The sequence below is a fragment of the uncultured Castellaniella sp. genome, assembly GCF_937988725.1.
Lineage (GTDB): Bacteria > Pseudomonadota > Gammaproteobacteria > Burkholderiales > Burkholderiaceae_B > Castellaniella.
In genome coordinates this window covers 142470-160219 of sequence record NZ_CALKHS010000010.1, presented here as the reverse complement: position 1 = coordinate 160219, position 17750 = coordinate 142470, and the positions used below count along the sequence as shown (strand labels likewise).

Sequence of the window (17750 nt, the reverse complement as noted above, 5' to 3'; positions counted from 1 at the left end):
ACACTGCTCAGAAGCCTTCCCGGCCCGATTTTACACTGCAGCCATCACCCAGCATCCAGGGCCGTTCAACTGCGCAGCAGGTCCGGAAGGAACGTGACACTGGCCGGGAACACGGCCAGAACCAGTACCACAATCACCGCGATGACGATGAAGGGCAGCAACTCCTTGGAAATACTCTCGATCGACGCACCCGACACGCCCACCATGGCGAAGAGATTGGTCCCGACCGGCGGAGTGAACAACCCGATCATCAACGCAACGATGGACACGCACGCCATATGCAGCTGATTGATGCCGGCGACCGTCGCGACGCCAGCCAGGATCGGCGCCAGGATGATCACGAGGGAAGTGGCTTCCACCAAGGTGCCGAGCCCCAGGAGGACCACCGTCACCAGCAGCATCAGAACAACCGTATTACCGCTCGATATCGACGTAAGGTAGGCACCAATCGCCTCGGGCGCCTGAAACAGCGACATCAAGAAGGAAAACGGCCCGGCAGCCGCAATGATGAAGCCAAAGATTCCACAGGCGAACAGCGACGATTTCAATGCATTGAATAGCGCGCCAACACTCAACTTGCGAACGATCACCCCATAACAGACAACATACACCGCGGCCGCAACCGACGCTTCCGTCACGGTCGAATATCCCCCGAAGATCAGATAGAAAATGATGACAGGAACACCGAAGGCCGGCAGCGACCGCCACAGCACACGACCGCCGGCAGCTTGTTGCGGCTGCACCGGCGATCCTGCACGAAGCGATTCTATTTTCCGAGAGCGCCACCCCACCACGATCAAGAACCCGATCCCCAGCATCAGGCCGGGGACGATCCCCGAGATGAACAGGGACGTGATCGAAACCGTAGGGGCGATACTGGCATAAATGACCATGGGAATGGATGGAGGAATGACAGGCCCCAGACTCCCACCGGCGGCGATCATGGCTGACGAGAAGGACTTCGGATAACCATGGGCGGCAAGCAATGGCACCATGAGCGAGCCAATGGCGACCGTTTCAGCCAGGCCCGAGCCGGTCATGCCACCAAACACCATGCAGGCGATGATGGTTGAATAACCCAAGCCGCCCCGTAGCCGGCCAACAAGGAATTGAGCCGCCTCGCCAAGGTTCTTGGTCATTCCGACGACGTTCATGAGTTCCCCGGTCAGAATGAAGCCCGGGATGGCGAGCAGCGGAAACAGCGACACCTGCGTCACCGCCTTCTGTGCAATGACGGTGAGAGGGACCAATGGCTCGATCAGCAGCAAGGAGGCCGATCCGATCAGCATGGCAATACCAATATCCACGGAGAGCAATACCGCTCCGATGAAAATGACACCCAGGATGATGATTTCCATGTTCAGTTGTCCTCCGAACGTCGTCCGGTCCGAAACCGGCCCTCGGACAGCCACCCGACCATGGCGATGAGCATGCCGACTGGCAATCCTGCCATCTGCCAAGCAGTCGAGATGGCCAGCGTTTGAAAACGCTGCCCGGCGCTATCCACCACCAGATCGACCGACAGCATAAACAGGGCGCCCAGCACGACGATACCGACCCACGACACCACGACATCCAGAAAGTCGGAAGCCCTGGCCCCGAGCCGCTCCACGATGAACGTAAAGCGTATCCGCCCATTCTTGGCGAATGCGACAGCCGCGCCGATGAAGATGATCCAGACGAAGAGAGCCAAGCTGACTTCATTAGCCCAGGTCATGGGCGCCGCGCCGATCTCCCGCGACACGATGCTCGCGAACAGGATGAACACGGTCGCGCCAACCAGGATGGCACCGAACATTTCCGCGCCAGCGATCAGTTTGCGAGCTGCATTCTTCATTTTGCGCCTGCCTGCGCCGCCAACACGCGATCAACCAAGCCAGCCCGCACGCTGTCTTTCGCCAGCGGCAACTGCCGGAACTTGGCGCCCAGCTCTTCCCACTGCTTCATCTCGTCAGGGCTGAGATCCACCGTCTTCACCCCATGCTTGGCCATTTCCGCCAGAGACGTCTTGCGTTCTTCCTCGTTGTATTGATAGGCCTTGTCTTCGAAATAGGCCATCGCTGCAGTGAGTGCCTTCTTCTGCGCCGCATCCAGCTTGTCGTATGCTTTCTTGTTGATGACAACGGCTCGGTAGACGTACAGAGCATTGATCTCCGTGGCGTATCGAACCACTTCATCGTGTTTCAGCGTTGTCGTCCACATGGGCTGCAAATGCTCGGCATCCACCAACCCCTGCTGCAGCGCGGTGTACGTCTCGCTGATGTCGACCGGCGTGGGGATCGCACCAGCTTCCTTCCAGAACCCCTGTTCCAACGGCGTAGCCGTCGTCCGGATCTTCATCCCCACGATGTCGGCAGGCACCTTGACGGCCTTCTTTGTATTCAGAAACTGACGAGCCCCGCCGCCACTCGGCGCGAAGGCCAGTGCAATCAGATTTGTCTTTTCCGCAAAGCTGGCCCTGGCTTGCGCTCCGATGTCGCCATCCCAGACCTCCCGGGCCGATGCCTCAGACTTGAAGACGTAGGGCAGATCCGCGAATAGAAAGGCTTTTGTGAGTTTCGTGAAATTGCAGGTGCAGGCGACTGCCATATCCACCAAGCCGTTCTGCGCAGCGCCTACTCCGTCGACCTCACCGAACAATGAAGCAGACAGATAAGGCTTCAGAATGACCGACCCGTTCGTCTCCTTTTCCAGAAACTTCGCAGTATCTTGCAATGCTCGGCTGTCTTCCATCTGCCTCGGCGACGCGGACGTGATCCTCAACGTCACCGTTGATGCCGCCGCCTGCGCCGACATCAGCCCGGCGCACACAGCCAGCAAGGCCGGTGCCAAAGTATTCCTCTTGAACTTGAACATGACCACACCTCCTCCGGTTTTCTATTGAATTGAATCGTGAATCGATGATCGTGATGCAAACGCGTGCTGTCATTCTCCTGGTGTGCTGCCGCCCGCTGATTCGGGGGCGTCGCAGACCAGACCCTGCTCGGGATCGTGTCCCGTATAAATACGATACGGCCGCATGGCGCGAATGAGCTTCCTGCCTTGAACGACCGCCAGCAGGTCCACCAAAATTCCCGTGGGAATGGCCTGCGTATAGTTTCTGTTCATGGGGATCAGGTCCCCGGTGATGATCTCCAGGCCGTGACGCGTCGCGACCACCACGATCTGGGACCCGGGGGTATGCCCGCCCATCTTCATCAGGCGGATGCCCGGCAACGGTTCCGCACTGCCGTCGACCGCAACCGCCCTGCCCGACGACACGAGATACGTCAGCATTTTCCGGTGACTGAAGAACCGCGACGTCGCCGGGTTATCCCAGGCATCCTTTAGGAAAAAGTCGATCTCGGCCTGCTGGACATGGAACCTGGCCTTCGGAAAGGCAATAGCGGCCGAAGCATGGTCCCAGTGCAGATGCGTCAGGATCACAGTGTCGATCGTCTCAGGATCAATCCCGTGCTCCGGCAACACATCCACGATCGAACGCATGTCCTCGAAACCGCGCGCCTGCGCCTCTTCCACGGAAGGCCCGGTGTCGACCAGGATGGTCCGGCTTCCGTCCGAGATCACCCAGGCATGATAGGCAATCAGGATCGGCTCTTGCCGGTCTTCCAGGTAATTGAACCAAGACCAGATCGCCCGCCTGCTCCCCAAGGCCACCGGGGTGATGGTCCAGGCCGCCTGTTGCTGGCCATTCCCTGATCCGGCAGAGTCAGCCAGCGTCATCGATCAGTCCCTCCTTGGCTGCTTCCTCAAGCAAGATCGGCATGGCGACGTTGCAGGAATGGATACCCATGACGGAAATGAGCTGAATGACTTCCAGCACTTCTTCCACGGACGCACCGGCGCGAAACGCGTTTTGGACATGTCGCCGGATCCCGTCGCGATAGAGATGCGTCGTGGCGGCATTGATGGCGACCATGATCAGCTCCACGTACTTCTTCGGAATGGGCCCATGCACCCGAGGCACTTCGCGAAACGCCAGATACGCATCCACAAACTCCGGCGCGGCCTGACGCAGCTTGTCCCACAGCGGATTCCATTCCCCTTTTTCCAGATACTGCTCATACAGGGTTTGCTGTTTCGGCTCCGTGCCCGACGGGCCGGGGATCTGTTCGCTCTCATTTGCCATGCCGCGTAGCCTCCCGCAAGATGAAATCCGATGCTCTTTCGCCGATCATGATGGCCGGCGCATTCGTATTCGACGAGGCGATCGTCGGCATGACGGACACATCCGCCACTCGCAAACCGCGCGTGCCGTGGACACGCAACTCCGAATCGACAACCGAATCGCCGGGTTGGCCCATGCGGCACGAACCCACCGTATGCCAAGCGGTCTGCCCCGTCCCCATGATGTAGTCGAGCAACCGTCCCTCGTCCTTGACGGCAAGTCCGGGCTGGTCCTCTTCAATGATCACCTTGCGCAGCGCGGGGCAATCCGCGATAGCCCTGATCCGTGTCAGGAGTTCGACACATTCGGTACGGTCGCTGGCTTCACTCAGGTAGTTGTAGGTGATCGCGGGCGCCTCATCAGGGTCCAACGATCGGCTGTGGACCGAGCCTCTCGTCTTGGGATACAGGACGAAGCCCCCGATGGAGAAACCCGAGAACCGATCGATCCCTGCCCCGGGCGAACGTGAATATCGATCGCGACCGCTGATATGATAAATACGGATCATGACGTTGGGGTGCGGGCGTGTCGCGGCGCTGCGCGTGATGGCGTGCGCCGTCGACGATGTGTTTGCCAGCAGTCCCTTCCTGGCCACCGCATACTGGCAGGCTGCCATTGCCTTGCGCAAGGGGCTGCGCATCAAGTCGTTGATCGTTTCAGGGATCTGCGTCCGGTACGTGCAGCGGATCTGCAGGTGGTCGCTGATGCCCTCACCCACCGCGGAATTCGCCACGACCAGCCCTCCCCCCAGTCGACTGATCACTTCCGGATCCCCCACGCCCGACAGCTCGAGCAAATGCGGCGACTGGATCGCCCCGGCGCTCAGCACCACCTCTTGCCCGGCGCCGGCGCGGTGGATCGACCCACCCTGCTCGTACTCGACGCCGACGCACCGGACGCCTTCGAACAAGAGGCGGCGCGCTGTCGCCTGAGTGCGAACAGTCAGATTCCCGCGCCCCCTGGCCCGCTTCAGATAGCCTTTATTCGCGCTCCAGCGGACGCCGCGGTAAGCGTTCTGCTCCAGATACCGGACTCCTTCATAGGCGCCTGCGTTGTAATCCGGAGTACCCGGAATCCCGTTCTGCCTGCAGGCCTCGACGAATGCGTCGGAAAGCACGTCGCGCTCGCGCGCGCCCCGATCGGTGATCCGCATGGGGCCGTCGTGGCCGCGCATCCTGCTGTCGGTATAAGCATTGCTTTCCAGACGCATGAAATAGGGTCGAAGCTCGTCGAACGTCCAGCCGCTAATGCCGCGTCCCGCCCAGGCGTCATATTCTCGAGGATCGCCCCAGACATAAGCCATGCCATTGACGCAGCTGGAACCGCCCAGCACCTTCCCTCGCGGCCAATAGATCTGCTGGCCGTGCATGTGGGCCTGCGGCTCGGTCCTGAAAGGCCAGACATAGCGGTCGTCGGTCAACAACTTGCCGACCCCGAGCGGGATATGGATCCAGATATTGCGCTCTTCCTTGCCGGCCTCCAAAACCAGTACGGTGAACTGGCCCGACGCGCTAAGGCGATCTGCGAGCACACAACCTGCTGATCCCGCTCCCACCACAATATAGTCATATGCTTCCATGGACGTTCAACCACCATTCCGATTTTTGAACGAATCTTTCCTGAAGCTGTATAGCGCCTCGGGATCGACACGGATATCGACCACGGCGGGCCGGCCACAACTGAGTGCCTCTCTGACCGTGTCAGCAATGGCGTCCTCGGCGTCAACCCGATAGCCGGCGGCCCCCCACAACCGAGCCAGTTCGTCGTACGGCGGATTCCGAACGTCTGCGCCGATGTAGCGCTGGCCAAAGAAATCCCGCTGGTAAGCTTTTTCCGCTCCCCAGCAGCCGTTGTTCATGACTATGCAGACCACGTTGATGCCATGCTCCACAGCCGTGCCGAGTTCGCTGCAAGCCATGCCAAAGCCGCCATCGCCCATCAGGCTGACCACGGTGCGGTCAGGCAAGGCAAGCTTGGCCCCTAGCGCGCAGGCAAAGGAAAACCCTACCAAACCGAAATCCAGCGGCGTGAACAGTGAGGGCGTCCGGTGATAGCACAACTGATCCGTCGCCTGCAGGCATAAGGTCCCGGCATCAAGGGTGTACAGCGAATCCTCCGGGCAGACCGACCGTAAGGCCCTGAAAAGCGCGCTCGGCTGAATACGGCCATTCGCCGACGACACTGCCTTGTCGCGCTCGGCAAGCAGCGCGGCCCGTTCCCGCACGAAGGTTTCCGTCCATTGCCGCACCGGCGCCGCCGCCTCATGACCGGCGAGGCCTGCCAGCAGATCTTCGGCAATATCGCCCTCATTGCCCTGAATGCCGACGGCGATTGCTCTGAAGCGCCCGATTGCCGTTGCTTCCTGCTCAGTCTGGATAATCTTGGCGGACGGGTTGAGGCTATCCGCCAAATAGAACGTCGTATTAAATCCCAAGCGCGTGCCCAGTGCGAGGATCACGTCTGCGGATTTCGCCAGATCCGAGGCAACCGCATTGCCTCTCGGCCCCACCTGACCAGCGTACAGCCGGTGGCTGCAAGGGAACGCATCGCCGTGACCCGGCGATGCCGCCACCGGGGCATTCAGGCATTCGGCCAAGGCCATCAGCGCAGCTTGGTGACGCCCGTTCTTGACGCCCCCGCCTGCAATGATCAAAGGCTGTTTCGCCTGACTGAGCAGGCGGACGGCTTCTCTGATCGACTGGCGCGCTCCGGTAGAGTGATTCGCGATGAATACCGGGCTGTCCGCTTCCAGACAAGCGTCATCCACTTTTTCTGCCAACAAATCGCGCGGCAGATTCAGCACTGCGGGGCCCGGCCGAGGCGACAGAGCGTTGCGGAAACTCTCCGCCACCATTTCTGGAATCCGGTCCGCCTTCGTCAGCGTATAGGTTTTCTTGGTGATAGGCTTGAAGAGCGCCTGCTGATCGACCTCTTGGAACGCGTCACGGCAAACGTGCGCAGACGATAGGAACCCCGTCAAAGCAACCACCGGCGAGTAGGCCGCATAGGCTTGGGCAAGGCCCGTCACCAAGTTTGTTGCCCCCGGACCATTTTGCCCCGCCAGAAAAACCCCAGCCTTGCCAGAAGCGCGGGCATAGCCGTCAGCCATATGCACACCCGTGCGCTCATCGCGCACGCCGATGTACTTGATGCCGGGCGCCTTGTACAAGGCGTCGAACACTTCCATTCCTGCTGATCCAATCAGGCCGAACACATGATCGACTCCTTGCGCCTTCAGCGCGCCCACGACAGCTTCACCACCCGTAATCAACGACATATGAAGAATCCTCGCATCAAGTAAACGATTTCGCGCCACGATCAGCAGCGAGCCAGCATGCCGCTGTCGATCTGTAGCCGTTGCGACCTACCGGCCTTTTGGAGAAAAGTATACATATGGAATGTCGACATTTCAACACCAAAGAAGATTTACTTAGCGGCTGTCATGCAACAACTCGTTCGGTGTCCGAAAGCCTGAACGGCCGGGTCCGGACTCGCGCCCCTTGAGCCCCATGCAAGCCCGCCAGCGGCATTACGCGAGATCCTGGCCAGGCGCCGGATCGCCGCGGCCGGGCGGGCGCGGAGCGACGCGTCTCAGAGCCTCGCCTGGTCCGGCTCGCGCCGCCAGTGTTCGGGGCTCAAGGCATCCGCGGGCCCAGGTCTCCCGAACAGATAGCCCTGCGCCTCCTCGCAGCCATATTGATGCAGCTTGTCGCGCTGCGCCTGCATCTCCACCCCCTCGGCGATGACTTGCAGGCCGAAGTCGCGCGCGATGTCGACGACCGCGCGGACGACCGCCTCGTCCTGCCGCGACTCCGCGATCTGCTGCACGAAGGAGCGATCGATCTTGAGGCGCGTCAACGGATAATGCTTGAGCAGGCTGAGAGAGGCATACCCTGTGCCGAAGTCGTCGAAAGCAATGCCCACCCCGATGTCGCGCAGCTCCCGTAGAGGGGAAAGAACGACTTCCTCATTGTCGAGCGCGATGTTTTCCGTAATCTCCAGTTCCAGGGCATGCGGAGGCAAGTTGTGCCGAGCGAGGGCGCCCATCACCTTCTCCGGCAGATCCCCGGCGCGGAACTGCGCCTCGAACAGATTCACGCCCATCCGGAAACCGCCCATGCAGGCATTTCGCCAAAGCGCGGCCTGGGCGCACGCGGTTTCAAGAATCCAGTCGCCCACGGCCACCGCCAGCGGCCCTTCCGCCAATACATCCAGAAAGTCTCCGGGCATGAGCAAGCCACGCTGAGGATGCTGCCAGCGTATCAAGGCCTCGGCTCCGGCCAGCGCCCCGTCCCCGATGTGAACCTGAGGCTGGTAATGGAGCAACAGTTCTCCACGAGCCACGGCGCGATGCAGCTCGCTGTCATACAGTCTGCGCGAACTGGCTGCCGACCGCAGCTTGGGATCGAAGACCAGGGCATGTCCTCTCTTGTTCGCCTTTGCGCTGAAAAGCGCCAGGTCGGCATTTCCGACCAGCTCGATCGCCTCTTCCGCATGCTGCGGCGCCAGAGCGAAGCCGCAACTGGCGGCGATATACAGATCGTGCCGGTCGATATCGATGGGACGCCTGATTTCCTGAATCGCCGCATCGGCGACTTTCTGGACGGCCTCCACGGTATCCTCGTCCAGAACATGGAGGGCAAACTCGTCGCCCCCGATGCGGGCGACGACATCGCCAAGCCCGACGACGCCATGCAGCCGGCGACCGATCTCACAGAGAATGCGATCCCCCACGGAGTAGCCCAGGGTGTCGTTGATGTCCTTGAACCCATCCAGGTCCAGGATCAGGGCTGCGCTCCTGCGGCCGGCAACGATGCTGTCGTGGATGGACCGGTGATAGATTCCACGATTGGCCAGGCCGGTCAAGGTATCGAAATTCGCCAGCCGCGTCAGTTCCTCCTGCTGCCTCAGACGCTCGCTGATGTCTTGCGCGATGGCGCCGAACCGGATCTGGCCATGGTCGTCCCACAAGGATGCGGCCAGCTCGACAGGAAATTCGGAGCCGTTCTTTCTCAGGCCGGTGATCTCGATCGGCGTATCGCACCGCACTTCTCCAAGAGCCACCGCGCCGGCGATGCGCAACCGGAACGCCGCCCGCTGGTGTTCGGGCATGAGCATTTCGATGCTCTGCCCCACCAACTCGGCCGACTGATAGCCAAACATCCGGGTCGCAGCGGAGTTCCACGCGACGATCCGGCAATCCGCGCCGAACGAGACTATCGCCGATGGAGAATGTTCCGCCAGAGCCTCGAACCGGGACGTTCCTTTCTGCGATGCCCTTTCCATCCGCCGCAGTTCCAGCTTGTCGGAAACTATGCGGGCCAGTTCGCGCAGGGCATCCTTATCGTGATCGGACAAGCCTCCGCGAGGCTGGTGATCGATGATGCACAGCGCTCCCAGGGGCCATCCCTTGGGCGAAACCAGGGGCACCCCCGCGTAGAACCTGATCCCCGAGTCCCCGCGCACCAAGGGATTGCCATGAAAGCGCTCGTCGCGCGCCGCGTCCGGCACGACCATGACATCTTCCTGGGCCATGGCATGCGCGCAGAACGAAACGTCCCTGCGCATGTCGGCTTCACCGATGCCGGTGCTGGCGGCGAAGAACACATGATCGTTGCCGACGATGTTCACCGCCGACACCGGGACGCCGAAGATCTTCGTCGCCATCGACATGATGGGTTCCAGGCTCGGAAGCTCCCGACCCTCATCCAGCTCATACTCTGCCAGTGCCGCCAGGCGCTGCGGCTCACTGTCAAAGACAGGTGGGCATTGCATGGATTCTCTCCGGAATAGGGATGGTCGGTAATAATCTAATACTAATCAACACGCTTCGAAAGAGGCTTTGAAGTCTTTTGTAACTATTTCATGCCCGAGGCCTTTTCATGGGAATTTAGGCGAAGATAAAAGGTCGCAGGCGTGCCGAAGGCAGGAATCCGGCCAGAGACGCACTGGACCTGATCCAGGTCTTCCCAGTGATATTGAGACAGCCACTCGTACCGTACAGTCCCCATGATCTGTTTTAACGAACGGATGACCCGCTCCGGCGGCAGGGAGAAGTCGATCTCGATGCCCAGCGCTTCGCGGTTGAAACCATCGATTGCGTTGAACAGCCGGATGCCACGACCGTCGGCCGGTTGATGATCGCATTCAGGATCTGGCTGTCCGTGAATCGTGATTTCTTCATGCTGTAGAACTCCTCAATGAGAAAATTCTACTTCTGACCGCACCGCTTTATTGGGGGGATTACCGCCACGCCAGAGGACCCCGTACAACCGAACGTTAGTTAATCTCGATCGTGCGGCCTACTGACTGCGCCGACTCCGGCTCCGACTTCGGCACGGTCAGCGTCAGCACCCCATTGCTGAATTTTGCCAGCGTGTGGTCCGGATCGGCATCCGCGGGCATGGGAATGGTGCGCATGAAGTTGCCATACGCACGCTCCAGCCTATAGCAGCCGTTCTCTTCACTGCGGATGTCCTGCTTCTTTTCACCGCGAAGTACGAGCATGCCATCCTCGGCACTTACGCTGAGATCCTCACGATCCAATCCCGGAAGTTCAACGGTTACGCGTAATACCTGCCCCTCGTCAACCACGTCGATACGCGGTCGAAAGCGTGACGGGCTAAAGTCTCCGAACCATCTGTCCAGCATACCGTGCCCCGAAAACGGATCGTGAATAAAATCCTCCATCAAGCGCCACTGCTCGCGCGAAAAGAGCCGTGGGATATCGGGCCGGTAGGCCCGCTTCTGCTTGTTTGGCGGGGCCCCATCCGAATTGCCCGGTTCCGCTTCACGAGCTTGTCCACGAAGAAATTTAAATGGATTCCACTTTTTCAAGTCGGTATTCATCATCTTCTCCTTTGCCGTCCCGGGAGAGCCAGATTTGCACTGCGACATCCCTATCGCCGGAGCGTGGCGGTTATCGGCCGCCACGCTCCGCCTACCGTCTGTCGCGCCCGCGACCTGGTTCAGCCTGCCTGCACCTCGATCCGGCGCGGCCGGGCTTCCTCGCGACGCGGGATGGTCAGCTTCAATACACCATCCTTCAAGATCGCATCAATCTTCGATGCGTCCAGATCAGCCCCAAGCGAAAATGCCCGGGCAAAGTGAGGTTGAGGAACCTCCGCATGCTGCAAGCGCAACCCTGCCGGCGTGGGCACCACCGATTCGCCTTCAATAGACAGGTTGCCGTCAGACACCTTTATGTTGAGCCGATCCTTTGTCACACCTGGCAGATCCGCCCATAGCGTCACTTTTTGGCTGTCCTCGAAGATGTCCACGGAGGGCGTCACCGTGATCCGGCGTTGCGCCGGGTCGCCTGCGCGGCGACTCACCGCAATGTCGTCCTTTCTGACGAGTTCCGTTGTGTTGCTCATGATATTCTCCTCAATGCTGTAATCACCTCATTGGACGGTAATGGCCCGCGGCCTGGACGTCTCCTTCTTGCCAATGCGTATGGCAAGGCAGCCGTCGGCATACCGCGCCGTCACCTTCTCGGGATCTGCTTGTTCGGGCAGCTCGACGACCCGGCGGAAGGTGCCCGCGAAGCGCTCTCGCGCGTAGACTCGCGTGTCATCCGTCGCCTCCGACCGTACCGTTTCACGCTCGCCGCTGATGACCAGCAGGCCCTTGTCGATCGATACATCGAGGGCCTTCGGATCGATACCCGGCGCAAACGCGACAATTTCGATCGAGTCGTCGGTCGAACCGACATTGATTTGTGGAAACGTACCGAAGCGCCCGGAGCGTATGCTGGATGGAAAACCGTTGAAGAGGCTCGCCATCTGCTGCTGCAGGCGATCGAACTCGTTGAAGAGGTCGCTTCCAAAGAAAAGATCGCTCATGGTCTGTTCTCCCTTGCAATGGCAGGAAGACGGCACCGGCTCATACGCCCCAACCCGTCCGCCATGCCAACAGCCAACAAGTCAAAACACACAGCGCACGGATCGGACACGAACCCTGCGCTGGCCTGTACAAAACTCCAAATGAGGATTCCGGTCCGGTTTTTCAAGCGCGCGATGCACGATGAAAAGCACACCATGACCGGAAAACCGTGCGTCGAGCAGAACGCCCCGCGGGCACCTTGGCGGCACCCGCGGGGACGATCCCCGCTGATCGATCAGGCGACGTCGGGAAGAGAACTAGTAGTCCATGCCCGCCGGCACCGGCGCAGGTTTCTCTTCCTTGGGCTGTTCCGCGACGGAGGCTTCCGTCGTCAGTACGAGGCTCGCGATCGAGGCGGCATTCTGGAGCGCCGTACGCGTCACTTTCGTCGGATCTACGACGCCCATCTCGACGAGATCGCCATAGCTGCCGGACGATGCGTTATACCCGAAGTTCCCCTTGCCCGCGGCAACCTTGGCAACCACCACGGAGGGCTCTTCTCCGGCGTTGGCGACGATGGCGCGCAAAGGCGCCTCCAGGGCACGGCGAATGATCTGGATACCAGCGTCCTGATCGGCGTTAGCCCCCTTGAGACTCTCGATCGCACTGAGGGCACGGAGCAGCGCCACCCCGCCGCCCGGAACGATGCCTTCTTCGACAGCAGCGCGCGTCGCGTGCAGCGCATCGTCGACCCGGTCTTTCTTTTCCTTCATCTCGACCTCGGTCGCCGCGCCCACCTTGATCACGGCCACACCGCCGGAGAGCTTGGCAATGCGCTCTTGCAGCTTCTCGCGGTCGTAGTCGCTGGTCGCCTGCTCCACCTGGGCTTCGATCGTTTTGACCCGCGCCTGGATCTTCGAGGCCTCGCCGGCTCCATCGACGATGATGGTGTGCTCCTTGTGGACTTCGACACGTTTGGCGCTGCCGAGATCTTCCAGCGTGGTTTTCTCGAGCTGTTTGCCGGTTTCCTCGGAGATGACCGTGGCGTTCGTCAGGATGGCGATATCCTCGAGCATGGCCTTGCGCCGATCGCCGAACCCGGGCGCCTTGACCGCCGCCACCTTGAGTATGCCGCGCATCGAATTCACCACCAGGGTTGCCAGGGCTTCCCCCTCGATGTCTTCGGCAATGATCAGCAGCGGCTTCCCTGCCTTGGCTGCGATCTCCAGCACCGGCAGCAAATCGCGCACGTTGGAGATCTTCTTTTCGTGCACCAGGATGAGCGGATCTTCCAGAGAAGCTGTCTGCTTCTCGGGTTCGTTGATAAAATAGGGACTCAGATAACCCCGGTCGAATTGCATGCCCTCGACCACATCGAGTTCATTGTCCAGCGATTTCCCGTCTTCGACGGTGATCACGCCTTCCCGGCCCACCTTGTCCATTGCATCGGCAATGATCTTGCCGATGGCCTCGTCCGCGTTGGCCGAGAGTGCTGCGACCTGGGCAATTTCCTTGCTGGTCGAAATCGGCTTGGATTGCGCCTTCAGCGCCTCGACGACTGTACCTACGGCCTTGTCTATCCCACGCTTCAGATCCATGGGGTTGAGGCCCGCGACCACATAGCGCGCCCCTTCTTGAATGATGGCTTGGGCCAGCACGGTCGCCGTGGTCGTCCCGTCTCCGGCGACATCCGCCGTTTTGGAGGCCACTTGTTTGACGACCTGGGCACCGAGGTTTTCGAACTTGTCCTTGAGTTCGATTTCCTTGGCAACGGAAACCCCGTCCTTGGTGAGGACAGGTGCGCCGAAGCTGCGCTCCAGCAATACGTTGCGCCCCTTGGGGCCCAACGTCACTTTTACCGCGTCGGCCAGTACGTTCACGCCCTTGACGATACGATTGCGGGCGCTGTCATGAAACAGTACGTCTTTTGCACTCATGTCAATACTCCTGAATCGTTGATGGGGCCGGCTCAGGCGGCCTTTTTCAAGGGCTGGCCGTCCTGCTCGACAACGGCCAGAACGTCGTCTTCACGCAGTACGAGCCACTCCTCGCCATCGATCTTGACTGCCTGGCCCGCGTATTTCCCAAACAACACCTGGTCGCCAATCTTCAGATGCAGAGGAAGAACCGAGCCATCCTGCAGACGCTTGCCGTCGCCGATGGCGACCACCTCGCCTTGTTCAGGTTTTTCCGTAGCGGAATCGGGAATCACGATACCGGAGGCCGTCTTGCGCCGTTCGATTCGCTTGACGACAACCCGATCGTGAAGGGGACGAATCTTCATGATTAATCTCCTCGAAGAATCAGATCATCAAAAAGGAATCAGGAAGACGCCCCCCTTACACAAGAAGCAATAGGCGCGCGTCTTCCAGGCAACATATGTTGCGTCGAAGGAAATAAAGCTTGGTCGGAATTTTTCAATAGGCTGGGGTTAGCCTAAATTGCAACTTTTTATTTCATTGAAAAGCGCGTCGCATGGCTCAGCCGGTACACGTCGCGGCCCGCACGGTGCCGATCGTAGGGGCGGGGTAAGACAGGACACGGCAAAGGCCGGGTATCTCCGGGCGCGAGCGTGTCGTCGTCTTGTGGGATCTCACGCCACAAGCCGCTCGCCCTGGGACGGAACAACCAGCGAACGTAGCCGTACTGCGCGGCCATTTCCATCAGGACTGCCTGGTCAGGCGCTTCCATGATTACCGTCGCGCCGTCGTCGCCGCAGTCCGCGTATGCCCCAAAGGCCCGGTGACACGCCAGCGCCTCGCGAAGTGGCGCATTCAGCCGCCACCAGGGCCGGTGGTTGGCCCGCTCCAGATCCCAGGCTCCTAGCTGCCAGGCAGCGTCGAGCGCCTCCCGATCCCAATATTCCATGCGATCCCAGGGGGCGTTTATCTGCAAGGCCGACCCGGCGACCGGTCGCGGCGGCAAGCTGACACCGGCGAGCTTGAAGGCCGACGCCCGCAAGAACCCATGCCAATGCAGCATCAACAAGACCGGTGTCCCAGCTTTGGGCACAGCGCTGAGGGACACCGCATACAGCGGCAGGTGCATGGCAGAGGCATGCGCCCTTATCGTGTCAAAGATCTCCATGAGGCCTCCGATTCGATATCCTGGAGCCTATTTTACAGGGATGAGCCATCCTCAAGGGAGAGGACGCTGCTACCTGAAACCGCCTGCGCCATGGGCGTCGCAATCGTATCTGGCCCCGTGTGTGAATGCCAACCCACCTGACATGCCGGCTTGAAAACATTCGCCGGTCCACCGTCTACGGGGTTCGCCAGGACCGCACCTGGAGGCAAGCCGCAACACGTTTTTTGGAGGAGTATTCGCACCAACGACCGATATGGCATCCGGCGATTTTCTTGAAACAGCTTGACCTCTATATCGGGGAGATTGAAATGTTCAGCGAGAAAGGTAGCCGTCAGCCCCACCCGCTTTCTTGGGAAGAGCGGAAAGCGTTCTTTCTGGAACTGCCGCCACGCCTGAGAACAATGGCGCTCTACAAGGTCAGCACGGGATGCCGAGAAGGTGGTCGCAACAGGGGGGCATACCCCAACGCCCACTGTTCTCAAGCGTAAGGCTGCGTGATGAGGTCACGCAACACTCACGCAAAAAGAACAAGGGCCTACAGACCGAAATCTGTAAGCCCTTGATAATGCTGGTCGGGACGGCGGGATTCGAACTCGCGACCCCTTGCACCCCATGCAAGTGCGCTACCAGGCTGCGCTACGCCCCGAAAGAACGAGATTCTAGCACAAAAGTTCACGGATCTGCTGGCGGCCCAGGAGGATTCGCCAAAGACGCAGGATGGCCACCGACCCACTACCCAGGAACCGTCTCAGGCCGCCGCGCCCGTCGGCGCCCGGCGCTCGATGAACAGGGAGGACCCGGCCTGCTTCTTCGCCTGGGATTTGGCTTCGCTGGCGGCCTGCGCGATCTGGTGACGCGAATGGTAGGCGCCGGGCTCGACCGGCACCGCCCCCAGGGACAGCGCGGGCAGGTCGTAATGCCGGGGCTGGCCCTGGCGGTCTTCGGCCACGTAGCCGTGGACGTCGCCCCGCCCTGCTTCCACCATCAGCTGGGCCATGCCCTGGTGGAAGGATTCGATCATGCGCCGGCAGCGCTGCTGCCAGTCGCCGCTGCGAAACAGCACGATGAAGTCGTCCCCGCCGATGTGGCCCAGGAAATCCTGCTGTCCGTCCACCTGCTGCGACAACACCTGGCTCAGCAGCCGGATGACGTCGTCCCCCATGCGGTAGCCGAACACGTCGTTGAACGGCTTGAAGTGGTCCAGGTCGGCGTAGCAGACGGCAAAGCGCAGGCCGCTGGCCAGATAGCGCTGGATCTGCCGGTCGATGGGCACATTGCCCGGCAGCTGCGTCAGTGGATTGGCGTGGCGCGCGGCCCGCAGCTGCAGGCGGTTCAGGGCCTGCAGCAAGTCCCGGCTGGATCCGATGCCCAGATAATGCCCACGCGCGGTGATGATGAAATCGGTCGCCAGCGCATGGCTCTCGGTCTCGGCCAGCCAGCGGCTGAGGGTCAGCAGCGGCGTGTGCATGTCCACGATCAGGGGCTTGCTGTCCATGAACAGGCGGCAGGGCCGGCCGCCGTACAGTTCGCGCTGGAACGGCAGGGAGAAGCGTTCCACCAGGCTGCTGCGTTTCAGCACTCCGACCGGGATGCCGTCTTCCACGACCGGGATGGTGTAGAGATCGGGCTTGGCCAGGAACAGGCTGAAGGCCGCCTCGCTGGAGAGCTTCGAAGTCACGCTGTCGACGCGCCGCAGCAATTGCAGCGCCCAGCCCTGGGCGTCATCCTGGGGCAGCCCAGGTTCGGAGCAGCAGTGCAAGGCATCCAGCCGCAGGGCCGACACATCGGCCAGCAGGTCCGGCCAGTGCCGGCGCGTCGGCTGCGCCTGTGGGCGCTCGATGTAGTAGCCCTGGACACAGGCGATGCCCTGGTCGCGGGCGCAGGCCAGCTCTTCCAGGGACTCGATGCCCTCGGCCACGACGATGGCGCCGGCCACGGCCGCGATGTCGCTGATCGAACGCAGCATCTGCTGGCGCAACAGATCGTCCTGGATGCCGCGGATGAAGGACTTGTCGGTCTTGATGTATTTCGGCCGCAGACTGACCCAGCGGCCCAGATTCGAGAACCCGGCGCCCAGATCGTCGATGGCGAACTGCGCGCCCTGGGCCTGCAGCCGGGCGATCGCCGAGGCCAGGTCGGGCCAGTTGCCGCCCAGGCTCTGTTCCGTCAGTTCGATCACCAGCCGACTCGCGTCCAGGCCGGCCTGCCGCAGCAGGGCCGCCAGATCCAGCGCGTGCTCCTCGGCGGCCAGCAGGGCCTGGGGGCTGATGTTCAGGAACAGGCGCCCCGGCAGGGCCAGTTCGGAGAACCGCCGCACGACCGTCCGGCAGGCGCGGTGTTCCAGGGCGACGTCCCGCCCCTGGGCCCGGGCCGATGCGAACAGCTGATCGGGAAAATGCAGCGGGCTGCCCTGCGGTCCCCGGATCAGGCCCTCGTGCCCCAGCACCGACCCTTCCCGAAGCCAGACGATGGGCTGAAAGACCGCGTCCAGGCGGCAGGAAAGGACGTCCTCTGGGTCGTCCGGGCGGCCCGCGCCCGGGGCGGCCTGTGGCGCCAGGCAGACGGCTGGCTCCGAATCCGGTAGAAACGACATCGAATGACAAGCGCAGAATGAACACAGGATGCCGGCCGCCCCGTGGCGGATGCGCGCCGACGCGGCCGATGACGCCGG

General features: G+C 61.2%; 15 protein-coding genes, 1 tRNA gene and 1 pseudogene. All 17 read right to left on the bottom strand.

Annotation, left to right across the window (positions count from 1 at the left end):
• Window positions 1-65 precede the first annotated feature (65 nt).
• The 17 genes and pseudogenes from Q0263_RS11110 to Q0263_RS11030 all read right to left on the bottom strand — a co-directional run bounded on the left by Q0263_RS11110 (window position 66) and on the right by Q0263_RS11030 (window position 17672).
• Window positions 66-1358, bottom strand: a complete 1293-nt coding sequence (locus Q0263_RS11110) for a TRAP transporter large permease (RefSeq protein ID WP_298015961.1) — start codon at window positions 1356-1358, stop codon at window positions 66-68.
• A 2-nt stretch (window positions 1359-1360) separates the two neighbouring features.
• Complete coding sequence (locus tag Q0263_RS11105; protein WP_298015959.1) at window positions 1361-1837, bottom strand: TRAP transporter small permease subunit; 477 nt, start codon at window positions 1835-1837, stop codon at window positions 1361-1363.
• Entirely contained in the window at window positions 1834-2856 is a 1023-nt protein-coding gene (locus Q0263_RS11100) for a TRAP transporter substrate-binding protein (protein ID WP_298015957.1), read from the bottom strand. The genes Q0263_RS11105 and Q0263_RS11100 overlap by 4 nt, the downstream gene beginning before the upstream one ends.
• Window positions 2857-2925: 69 nt before the next feature.
• Window positions 2926-3723, bottom strand: coding sequence for an N-acyl homoserine lactonase family protein (locus Q0263_RS11095; RefSeq protein WP_298015955.1), 798 nt, complete (start codon window positions 3721-3723; stop codon window positions 2926-2928).
• Window positions 3710-4129, bottom strand: a complete 420-nt coding sequence (locus Q0263_RS11090; protein ID WP_298015953.1) for a carboxymuconolactone decarboxylase family protein — start codon at window positions 4127-4129, stop codon at window positions 3710-3712. The genes Q0263_RS11095 and Q0263_RS11090 overlap by 14 nt, the downstream gene beginning before the upstream one ends.
• A complete protein-coding gene (locus Q0263_RS11085) occupies window positions 4119-5747 on the bottom strand; it encodes a GMC family oxidoreductase N-terminal domain-containing protein (protein ID WP_298015951.1) in 1629 nt (542 codons plus the stop codon). Before Q0263_RS11085 ends, Q0263_RS11090 begins: the two co-directional genes overlap by 11 nt.
• 6 nt (window positions 5748-5753) lie before the next feature.
• On the bottom strand, window positions 5754-7445 hold the full coding sequence (locus tag Q0263_RS11080) for a thiamine pyrophosphate-binding protein (protein ID WP_298015949.1): 1692 nt from the start codon (window positions 7443-7445) through the stop codon (window positions 5754-5756).
• A 314-nt stretch (window positions 7446-7759) separates the two neighbouring features.
• The gene (locus Q0263_RS11075; RefSeq protein ID WP_298015947.1) at window positions 7760-9943 is read right to left on the bottom strand and encodes an EAL domain-containing protein; all 2184 of its coding nucleotides are present in this window, start codon (window positions 9941-9943) and stop codon (window positions 7760-7762) included.
• A gap of 233 nt (window positions 9944-10176) precedes the next feature.
• Window positions 10177-10305 (bottom strand): annotated as a pseudogene (locus Q0263_RS11070) (IS3 family transposase); the annotation flags it as partial.
• Between the two features lie 142 nt (window positions 10306-10447).
• On the bottom strand, window positions 10448-11017 hold the full coding sequence (locus Q0263_RS11065) for an Hsp20/alpha crystallin family protein (RefSeq protein ID WP_298015945.1): 570 nt from the start codon (window positions 11015-11017) through the stop codon (window positions 10448-10450).
• 119 nt (window positions 11018-11136) lie between these two features.
• Entirely contained in the window at window positions 11137-11544 is a 408-nt protein-coding gene (locus Q0263_RS11060) for an Hsp20/alpha crystallin family protein (RefSeq protein WP_298015943.1), read from the bottom strand.
• A gap of 27 nt (window positions 11545-11571) precedes the next feature.
• Complete coding sequence (locus Q0263_RS11055; RefSeq protein WP_298015941.1) at window positions 11572-12012, bottom strand: Hsp20/alpha crystallin family protein; 441 nt, start codon at window positions 12010-12012, stop codon at window positions 11572-11574.
• Window positions 12013-12309: 297 nt separating this feature from the next.
• Complete coding sequence (groL, locus tag Q0263_RS11050) at window positions 12310-13929, bottom strand: chaperonin GroEL (protein ID WP_298015939.1); 1620 nt, start codon at window positions 13927-13929, stop codon at window positions 12310-12312.
• Between the two features lie 32 nt (window positions 13930-13961).
• Window positions 13962-14276: a co-chaperone GroES gene (locus Q0263_RS11045; protein WP_298015938.1), complete on the bottom strand. Its 315-nt coding sequence runs from the start codon at window positions 14274-14276 to the stop codon at window positions 13962-13964.
• A gap of 167 nt (window positions 14277-14443) precedes the next feature.
• The gene (locus Q0263_RS11040) at window positions 14444-15079 is read right to left on the bottom strand and encodes a diguanylate cyclase (protein ID WP_298015936.1); all 636 of its coding nucleotides are present in this window, start codon (window positions 15077-15079) and stop codon (window positions 14444-14446) included.
• 569 nt (window positions 15080-15648) lie between these two features.
• Window positions 15649-15725: transfer RNA gene (locus Q0263_RS11035), tRNA-Pro, on the bottom strand.
• Window positions 15726-15827: 102 nt separating this feature from the next.
• Window positions 15828-17672, bottom strand: a complete 1845-nt coding sequence (locus Q0263_RS11030; protein ID WP_298015935.1) for a GGDEF domain-containing protein — start codon at window positions 17670-17672, stop codon at window positions 15828-15830.
• Window positions 17673-17750: the final 78 nt, after the last annotated feature.